The 8,650-nt window shown below is 68.8% G+C and carries 8 protein-coding genes and 1 pseudogene; 2 read left to right on the top strand and 7 right to left on the bottom strand.

Going from position 1 to position 8,650, the window contains the following annotated elements:
• From B9S61_RS27190 to B9S61_RS27155, 7 genes and pseudogenes are all read right to left on the bottom strand, one after another.
• Positions 1 to 1,234, bottom strand: a 1,234-nt coding sequence (locus B9S61_RS27190) for a transposase (protein ID WP_146064883.1), incomplete at its 3' end; no start/stop codon positions are given.
• Positions 1,235 to 1,466: 232 nt separating this feature from the next.
• Positions 1,467 to 1,685: a hypothetical protein gene (locus B9S61_RS42685; RefSeq protein ID WP_258039870.1), complete on the bottom strand. Its 219-nt coding sequence runs from the start codon at positions 1,683 to 1,685 to the stop codon at positions 1,467 to 1,469.
• Between the two features lie 111 nt (positions 1,686 to 1,796).
• Entirely contained in the window at positions 1,797 to 3,326 is a 1,530-nt protein-coding gene (locus tag B9S61_RS27180) for an ISKra4 family transposase (RefSeq protein WP_103544599.1), read from the bottom strand.
• Between the two features lie 73 nt (positions 3,327 to 3,399).
• Positions 3,400 to 3,879 carry a hypothetical protein gene (locus tag B9S61_RS27175; RefSeq protein WP_103544598.1) on the bottom strand — a complete coding sequence of 160 codons (480 nt, stop codon included), beginning with the start codon at positions 3,877 to 3,879 and terminating at the stop codon, positions 3,400 to 3,402.
• A 56-nt stretch (positions 3,880 to 3,935) separates the two neighbouring features.
• Positions 3,936 to 6,149 (bottom strand): site-specific integrase, encoded by a 2,214-nt coding sequence (locus B9S61_RS27170; protein WP_103544597.1) that lies wholly within the window; start codon positions 6,147 to 6,149, stop codon positions 3,936 to 3,938.
• A gap of 188 nt (positions 6,150 to 6,337) precedes the next feature.
• A complete protein-coding gene (locus B9S61_RS27160; protein WP_146064958.1) occupies positions 6,338 to 6,670 on the bottom strand; it encodes an integrase core domain-containing protein in 333 nt (110 codons plus the stop codon).
• Positions 6,654 to 6,986 (bottom strand): annotated as a pseudogene (locus tag B9S61_RS27155) (IS30 family transposase); the annotation flags it as partial. The pseudogene B9S61_RS27155 and the gene B9S61_RS27160, both read right to left, overlap by 17 nt.
• Before the next feature lie 222 nt (positions 6,987 to 7,208).
• Between B9S61_RS27155 and B9S61_RS42680 the strand changes: the two are divergent.
• The gene (locus B9S61_RS42680; protein WP_258039675.1) at positions 7,209 to 7,646 is read left to right on the top strand and encodes a transposase; all 438 of its coding nucleotides are present in this window, start codon (positions 7,209 to 7,211) and stop codon (positions 7,644 to 7,646) included.
• Positions 7,625 to 8,557 carry an IS110 family transposase gene (locus tag B9S61_RS27150; protein ID WP_258039676.1) on the top strand — a complete coding sequence of 311 codons (933 nt, stop codon included), beginning with the start codon at positions 7,625 to 7,627 and terminating at the stop codon, positions 8,555 to 8,557. Before B9S61_RS42680 ends, B9S61_RS27150 begins: the two co-directional genes overlap by 22 nt.
• Positions 8,558 to 8,650 lie beyond the last annotated feature (93 nt).

Genomic DNA, 8,650 nt, shown 5'->3' with positions numbered 1-8,650 from the left:
CCTCGCGGTGTTCCTCGAAACGTTTGGCCAGGGTGCGGGCGTGCCGGGCGAGTTCGGTGTTCTTGTTCCGGTTGTCCTGGCGGGAGCGGGCCAGTGCTCCTGTGTAGAGCCGGTGGATGGTGCGCAGTTCGTCGGCGGTGAGTTCCTCGCGCCCGGTGTCGCGGGCGGCGGACGCGAGACGGTTGGCTTCCAGGAGGGTGTCGGCCATGGCGCGGGCCCACAGCTGGCCCTGGAGGTCGGCTTCATGGATGCCGCGCAGGTCACGTAGCAGGTGCGCGCCGCACCAGGCGTGCAGGACGTGGTCGAGGTGGGTGTAGCCGGCGTATCCGTCGCGGACCAGGACACCGCTGAGGTGCGGCAGGACCTGGCCGGCGTCGATGGTCGCGGCCGAGCGGTCACCGGTGTGCATCAGGGTGAGGTGCGCGGTGGAGGCCACGTGCAGGAAGACGGTCCTGGCCCGGGTGCGGGTGAAGGTCTCATCGGCGTGCACGACGGGTGCGCCGGAGAGCAGGGCGCGGACCGAGGGCAGGAACCCGGCCTCCAGCAGGCGGGCGGCCCGGCCTCGCAGGGATGCGGCGAAGCCGGTGGAGACCTTCATCCCGCACAGTTCCATCACCAGCAGTGTCGAGCGGTGTACCGGGATGTGGTGTCCCAGGACCGCGTCCGCGACCTTCGCGGTGACATCGGGACCGTACTGGGCCGCCGATTCCACTCCGGCCGGGAAGACTCCGGTGGCCTTCTTTCCGCACCCGGGGCAGCACTTGACGTCCGCGGCGTACTCGATGACCTGCGGCGGAAGCGGGGTGGCCAGGTCAAAGACCTGACGGCGGCGCACCGCGGCCACCGGAACCTTGACCAGCGAGGACGCGCAGCCGGCGCAGGATGCCGGAGCGGGGATGACGATCCGCTCGTTCGGATCCTCTACCTGCCGCAAGGTGGTGCCCGGATCACCTGGCTGCTTGCCCGGTTTGCGTCCCGAGCGGGTACGCGAGGACCCGCCACGGGGCCGCTTGCCCGGCCCGTCCGAGGACGGCGGCTTCGAGGAGGTCGAGGAATCCCTCGACAGCCGCAGTACCAGGGCCTGGACCTGCGTGGTCAACTCCGCGATCTGGACCAGCAGCTGATCGATCCGCTCGTCCTTCGCGGCCGCCTCGGCCCGGGAAGCCGCCAACTCGCCGCGTACCGCGGCCAACTCGGCAAGAAGGTCCTTCGCAGACCAGTCGGGATCCTCCACACCGCCACCCTAGCGATCACGCCGCACGGTCCGCGAACCGATCACACCCTGCTGAATAGCTACCACCGATCAGGTCTGCGAATCCGTCTCTCTCCACCGCTGAGCGAGTGAACCCCACCATCACAAGAATTCCCGTCCATGAGCCCCTCTCTATACCGTCGCGACTATCTTGCCGCACGGCAGCATCCGGCTCCTCCTCTGCGATGGGCAGCCATCATGAGGACGCTGCTCTTCAGCCCGGTTGGCTGGTCGGAATGCCGAGGTCGACGACGCTGCGGTTGGCGGGGCGCCGGTCGAGCTGCACGAGTTTCTTCTCTGCTCCGGCAAGGCTCACCTGCAGCCCTTCCACTTCGCCGAGCCACCCTTCGTGTTCGGCCTCGGCGATGCGGGCGAGGAGGTTGTCACGGATCTCGACGAGCCGGTCACGCTGAGCAGGGTCGGGCCAGAGCATCGGACAGCGGACGCAGGCATGCTCATGGATGCAGGGGGTGCCGAATGCGCGGCCGCATGCACCGATGGAGACTTGGGTGCGTTTCTGCTTGAGTGAGCAGATTTTGAACGGTCATGCGGCGATGTCGAGTTGTTCCTGGTAGAGGGCTGCGTGGGTGCGCTGGTAGTCGCGGCGCATGTGGTGTTGCCAGTACTCGGTGAAGTCGCCGTTGGCGATGACGGTGCGCAGGAGCAGGACGGCTTCGCCGCCGGCCAGGCCCCATCGTGCCCCAGTCACATCGAGACGGTCTTTCACGAGGAAGCGGCAGCTGCCCTCGATGACGCCGGTGGCGATCGGCCAGCCCAGGGTGAGGGCGATGTGGTAGTCGAGGTAGGGCTGTTTGGCTTCCAGGTAGGCGGCGGCGCGGTCCAGGCCGGGGGCCGGCCGGTTGGCGGCGGTGTGGGCGCGCCTGTGGGCGTGCAGGTCGGCGATCACGCGGGGGGCGTGGCCTTCGAGCAGGTCGCGGGCGGCTTGCTGGACGAAGGCGGCGCGGGTGTGCTGGGTGGGGTGGAGGTCGTCGGCGGCCTTCCACAGATATTCGAGCACGTGAACGAAATCGATGATGATGTCGATGCTCACGCCGCGCCGTGCCGCTTCCTGGGTCAGGCAGTCGAGTTGGTGGTTGGCGCCGTCCACGAGCACGATCCAGCGGCGCAGGTGTTCGGGGTCGCGGCGTTCGGCCTGGTCGAACAGGGTGGTGACCATGGTGGCGGTGGAGTGCTCGAGTGAGGCGTCCATGTGCCGGTTCCTCGCGGCCGGTCCCTTCTTCCGCTCGGCGCGTTCGGGTGCGTCGCGGGGCAGGATGTCGGCGGCGGTGCGGGGTGCGGGGGCGGCGTCGTAGCAGGCGGTGACGCAGGCCATGCGGGTGCGTCCGGTGCGTTCCTTGTTTGAGAGCTGGGCCGAGGGCGGTTGCGGGCCGGCCGGACGGGACGGGGCCGGGGTGCGCAGACCGGAGGGGATCATGTTGACGCCCGTGGCGTCGATGCTCCGCACCAGCAGGTCCCGTCCCTCGGTCCCGGCTGCGGCCGGGGGTTCGCCGGCGCTCCCGGCGCGCTGATCGTAGAAGTCGCGGACATCGCGGGCGGCCTCGATGGCGATCTCCTGCAGCTGGCGGGTGCCCAGGTGCTGGCCGGTGGTGCGGGCGAGTGCGTCGCGGGCGGAGCGCAGGGGGCCGTCGGCGACCTCGTGCACCACCGCCCGCTGCAGCGGGGCGGAGTGCAGGCGGGCGGGCGGGGCCAGCACGGCGTCGGCGGGGTGCAGGTTCGCGGCCTTGGGGGCGCGGTAGGCGATGCGGGAGACTTCCAACGGGCCCACGGTGGTCAGGAGCCGGCGGGTGTGCCCGGGCTCGGCCCTTGTGCGGGCCACCTGGTCGGCGCCCCTCACCACCGCCAGGCGTTCCTCCCGGCGAGCAGCGGCGTCCAGGTAGTCCTGCATCGCGATGCGCTGGAGCTCGCGTCCGGACCGGGTGAGGTAGTCCTCGAGCCGCTCCTGGGTGCATGCGGCCATGTCTGTGTCACTCAAACGGGCGATCATCGCCTCGAGGTGGGCGCGTGAGGCCGCGTAGTCGTCCGCGTCGGGGGCTGGCTGGGGGTAGGTTGCCACCGGGTTCCTTCTTGTGCTGAGCGGCTTTCATTCACCCGGGCAACACAAGAAGGAACCGTCCACGCACGGCAGTTCACCCGCCCGCCGCGGCCGGCACACGCGCCAGGGTGAACAGGCCCCCGGGCGTCTGCACCACCACCCCTGCGGCAACGGCCTTCTTCAAGCGCTGGCGTACCCGTTCCACGTTGCGTGCCGTGATCTCCAGGCCCAGCCCCTCGGCAACCCGTCGGCACCGCACCGGGCCCGCATGGCCGGCCAGCACCCTGAGTACCTGCTCGGCGAACGAGGCGGCCGCAGCCTGCCCGTGCTCGCGCATGCGGGCCGATCCGGTGCGCGGGGCAGGAATCGGCGACTGGTCGGGAACGGCTGCCGCCGTGTGCACCGCCGGGAGCTCACCGACCACCTGCCGGGCCGTGACCAGCCGCCCCAACTCCGCCTCGCACACCTCCAGCAGTTCCGTGATCCGATCCGCTTCCGCACGCAGCCGTTCCGCCTCGGCCTGGTATGCCGCCGATCGCTCATCCAGCTGCTGCAGTACGACATCGCGACTCATCGAGCGGCCTCTCCATGCCAGTTGATCACCAGCAACCGCAACGAGCCGTCACCTCATCAAGCAGCGGATCTCGAAGACACGTCACTCAAGCGGAAACGCACCCTGGAGACTTTGCGGCGCTCGAAGTGGCCGAGGAACTCCTGCCATTCCTCGTCGGTGGGGACACGGTATTCCTCGCTTGGACGGAGCGAACGGCGGCGGGCGAGGAAGGCCATGTGCGCCTGGATCGCTTCCTCGGGGTAGACGGCCTTGTAACCGAGAGTCACATTGATGTCCTGGTGGCCTGCGATCACCTGGGCGATATGCGGCGGCAGTCCGTTGAGGATGGCGTCGGTGATGAACAGCCGTCGGAAGTCGTGTGGCGTGTAGCGGACTGGGGCGTCGGCGGCGTCGGTCAGTCCGGTGTCGATGAGCGCCTGGTCCAGCATGGTGCGGACGGTTTCGTCGGTGAACGCCCGGTCCTCGCCGCAGATTCGCCGTTGGAACAGTAGCGGGGCGGGCTCCTGCCACACGCATTCGCCGCGGTCGTAGGAGGGGACCAGGGGAACGGCACCGGTGGTGTTCCGGACTCGGCAGATGATCGCGCTGAGAACGTCGGCGAGCTCGGGGCTGACCAGCAGGAGCCGCTCGGTGTCCGTCTTGGACGGGACAATCTGCAGGAGGGGGACGAGTTCACCGGTGGCGGGCAGCCGGTATTGGACCAGGCTGTGGTGGCTGAGTTCCAGCAGTTCCTCGATGCGGATGCCGGTGGCCCGCAGGACCTCGATTACGGCCCAGGTCCAGAAGGCGCGTTCGTCCTGGAGTCCCAGGTCGCGGCGTTTTCCGGTGTGTGGGTCTTCGGCCCAGATCCGGCCGGCCGTCCCGTGCGGAACCACGGCGCGTACGAGTTGCTGACCGGCAGCGGTGAATGCCTCGCCGGGGTCTGCATTCCGGGCGGCTTCCAGCACCGCGGCTGCGTCCCTGCGGCGCTGGTCGACCGAGCGGACGAGGATGGGCAGGACCGGCAGACGCTCGCGGGTGCGGGCGTCCATCCTGGCCTTGCGCCGTCGTTGTACTTTGCGGTTCTCCAACTCGTCAGCTCGCACCGGGCTCGGTGCCACCCACGGGCCCCACCGGCCGGGGTCTTCCAGGGCCCACTGGGCGAGATCCAGGTAGAAGGCCCGCACCTGGGTGAGCGTGTCCCGGTGGTTGAGCCTCTCGACCTTGATGCTCGTGCGGCGGCCATCGGGGGTGGTGACGGTCTTGTCCTTGGTTCGGATCCTCTGCTTCCACTGCCCGATGACGTCCGGGGCGAGGCGGAGGCTGTCGGCGTCGGGGTGGTGGTGCTCGATGTCCTGCCAGAAGCGTTTGCCAAGGTGGTAGGAGAGAGACTTCAAGCTGTTGTAGTCCAGCGCGGGCTGACGTTCACCGAGATAGTCCACCAGCAGGTCACGGACATCACGGCAGCGCAGGCCATAGCGGTCGATCAGCTCCTCCGGGGTCCGTTGTCCCAGGTAGCGGACCTCGCGCAGACCCCGCGGGGCATCCTCTCCGAGGGCTCCGAACTGGTGAAGCAGGCGGTAGAACACCTCGGTCCCCACCATGGCCCGCTTGAGCACCACGGCTTGGGTCTCAAGAAGTTCCAGGACGTCGCCGATGGTGATGTCGGCGATCGTGCCGCCCTTGGCCGCGAGGATGAGGGCGCTGCGGCAGAGCGTTGTAGTGACGGCGCCCGGCCGCACACCCTGGGCTTGAGCACCCAGCTCTCGCAGGCGCTCAAATCCGTCTGGGTCCCGGCTATGGGCCATGGAGCGGACCAGCACTCCTTGGCGGCTGGCCCCGGCGGCCAGCCAGTCCACCGATGGCCGCAGCAGCTCAGCACTGATCAGCGTAGTCAGGGCCCGCCCCACCACCGGCATGCGCCAGTCTGCCCTCAGGCCGCGCTCGTGAAGCCATTGCTTGATCACCGGCCGCCAGGCGGCGCCAGCCTGCTCGATGCCGCTGGCCTTCCACCGTTCCTGCCAGGTCTGCCCAGGCTGATCTTCCAGCCAGTCCAGCACCATGACGATGCCGTGCTTGTGGTGCAGTTCGCTGCCGGTATTCTCCAGCGTATAGGGCGGACGGGACAGCAAGCGGGCCGCCTCGGCGCGGGAACGCTCGGTACCCGGCCAGTTGTTCGGAACGCAGCGGGCGGGGAAGCGCTGTCGGGCGGCCATCACACGGGTGAGTTGAGGCTCCAGTCCAGCAGCCGATGTGCGGCGGCCGGCGCTCGGCGACGAGGTGATGGTCATCGGGCACCGGCTCCGAACAGCACATCGAGACTTTCCGGCCGGTAGTCGGCTGCCGGAGGTGGAGCGATGCGGGCGGCTGCCTGCCGTGTCTGCTCAGCATGGTGGGCCAGCAGTCGCCGGATCACCACCTCCTTGCGAGGCGTGAGGTAGAGCTGGGTGTCAATCCCCTGGTTTCGTAGAGACCTCTCCTATGCGGCCTGGCACTTCTGGTCGCTCTTCTTGCGTGCTTCCGTGATGGTCCGTTCGAACTCGGTCGGTGGCAGGCCGCCGGCCGCGCTGTGCCTGCGTCGCTGGTTGTAGAACCCGGTGATCCAGGTGGCGATCTTCAGACGGGCCTCGGTGCGGGTGGCGAACCGGTGCCGGTGGATGTACTCGACCTTGAGCAGTGAGTTGAACGACTCCGCGGCGGCGTTGTCCAGCGCCGACCCCACCCGCCCCATGGACTGCACCACGCCCAGGCGGTCACACAGGGTGTTGTACGCCTCTGACGTGTACTCGGCGAGTTCAACTGGTGGTTGCAACACCGGGATGTTGTAGCGAGCGTAGCTGTTCCTCGAACACCTCCGCCGGGGTCTTCCAGCCGAGGATTTTGCGGGGCCGGTTGTTGATGGCCAGGGCGACGGCTTCGAGGTCCGCGGACGACCACCGGGAGAGGTCTGTGCCTTTCGGGAAGTACTGACGCAGCAGCCCGTTGGTGTTCTCGTTCGTCGGTCGTTGCCAGGGCGAGTGCGGATCGGCGAAGAACACCTTCGTCCCGGTATCGAGGGCGAACTGGGCATGGCCGGAGAGTTCCTTGCCCCGGTCCCAGGTCAGTCCTTCTGGTCCCTGTCGGGGAACGCCTTGCCGGCGTGAAAACATGATCGCGGCGCCCGCTCGCCGACTCCGGTAGCTCGTTGGGACACCAAGCCCGCAGGTCAGTCTGGTGCAGGGGCCGCTGCGGGGCCTTGCCTTGTTGCCGTAGAGCACGCCGGTCAGATTTCGTTTCCCCCGTGGCCCCTTGGGGCGGGCGCCGCCTTGTACGGACGGCACGAACGGAACGATCGAAAGGGGCACTCGCCCGTGGCAGAGACGGTTGCCGAGGAGAGCGAGCAGGGCCCGGAGTTGGTGGAGCGGGTCGCGGCGATCGATATCGCCAAGGCGTCCGGGATGGTGTGCACCCGGGTCCCACACGAGGAAAAGCCCGGCCGGAGAGTGCAGCGGGTGTGGCACGTGGCCGCGACCAGCGGCGCCATCCTGGACCTCGCGGACCACCTGATATGCCAGGGCATCACCCGGGTCGTGATGGAGGCCACCTCGACGTACTGGAAGCCCTTCTTCTTTCTCCTGGAGTCGCGGGGGCTGGAGTGCTGGCTGGTCAACGCGCGTGACGTGAAGAACGTCCCCGGCCGCCCGAAGACCGACAAGCTCGATTCGGTGTGGCTGGCCAAGCTGGCCGAACGCGGCATGCTGAGGGCCTCGTTCGTGCCCCGAAGCCGGTGCGCGAACTGCGGGACCTGACCCGCTCCCGCGCGGTCCTCACCCACGAGCGCACCCGGCACAAACAGCGCGCGGAGAAACTCCTGGAGGACACGCAGATCAAACTGTCCTCGGTGATCTCCGACATCTTCGGGGTCTCCGGGCGGGCGATGCTCGAAGCACTGATCGCGGGCGAACGCAGTCCCAGAGCCCTGGCGGGCCTCGCACACGGCACCATCAAGGCTTCTCCCGCCGAGCTTCAAGAGGCACTGGCCGGCGGGTTCGAGGAACACCACGCGTTCATGCTGCGGATGCTGCTGGACACCGTCGACTACCTCACCCTGCAGATCGACAAGCTCACCGCCCGCATCACCACCCGTCTCGGCGAACTCTCCACGACCCCCGGCGACCAGGACGGTGACAGGGACGACGGCCGGCCCGGCCAGGGCATGCTGATGCCGCTGACCGACATCGAGCGCCTGGACGAGATCCCCGGCGTCGGGCCCGCCACGGCCCAGGTCATCCTCGCCGAGATCGGCACCGACATGAGCGTGTTCCCCACCGCCGGCCACCTGGCCTCCTGGGCACGCCTGTCCCCCCGCACCTTCCAGTCCGGCCCGAAGAACACCTCCGGGCCCGCGGGCAAAGGCAACCCCTGGCTGCGCGGAGCACTCGGCGAAGCCGCCGTCTCCGCGGCCCGCACCGACACCTTCCTCGGCGCCCGCTACCGCCGCATCGTCAAACGACGAGGCCACCTCAAGGCCCTGGTCGCCGTCGCCCGCTCCATCCTGGTCACGGTCTGGCACCTCATGAACGACCCCACCGCCCGCTACCGCGACCTCGGCCCCGACTGGCACACCAAGAACCTCGACCCGACCCGCAAAACCCGCGACCTCGTCCGCCAGCTCACCGCCCTGGGCCACGACGTCACCCTCACCCCGGCAGGCGCCTGACACACCACCGCCAGCACGACCAGCAGCCCCGGACCCACCAGAGCCCAGGGGCTACCTCGCCATACCCACCTGACCGTCGAGTTCTCCGGTCAG

The organism is Streptomyces sp. SM1 (assembly GCF_002910825.1).
GTDB lineage: Bacteria > Actinomycetota > Actinomycetes > Streptomycetales > Streptomycetaceae > Streptomyces > Streptomyces okerensis.
The sequence above is the reverse complement of the archived record's forward strand: the minus strand, read 5'-3'. Positions and strand labels throughout refer to the sequence as shown.

Excerpts from the sequence above, each read along its gene's own strand:
- B9S61_RS27175 (WP_103544598.1), bottom strand. The coding sequence starts at position 3,879 with ATGAGTCGCGATGTCGTACTGCAGCAGCTGGATGAGCGATCGGCGGCA.
- B9S61_RS27170 (WP_103544597.1), bottom strand. The coding sequence starts at position 6,149 with ATGACCATCACCTCGTCGCCGAGCGCCGGCCGCCGCACATCGGCTGCT.
- B9S61_RS42685 (WP_258039870.1), bottom strand. The coding sequence starts at position 1,685 with ATGCTCTGGCCCGACCCTGCTCAGCGTGACCGGCTCGTCGAGATCCGT.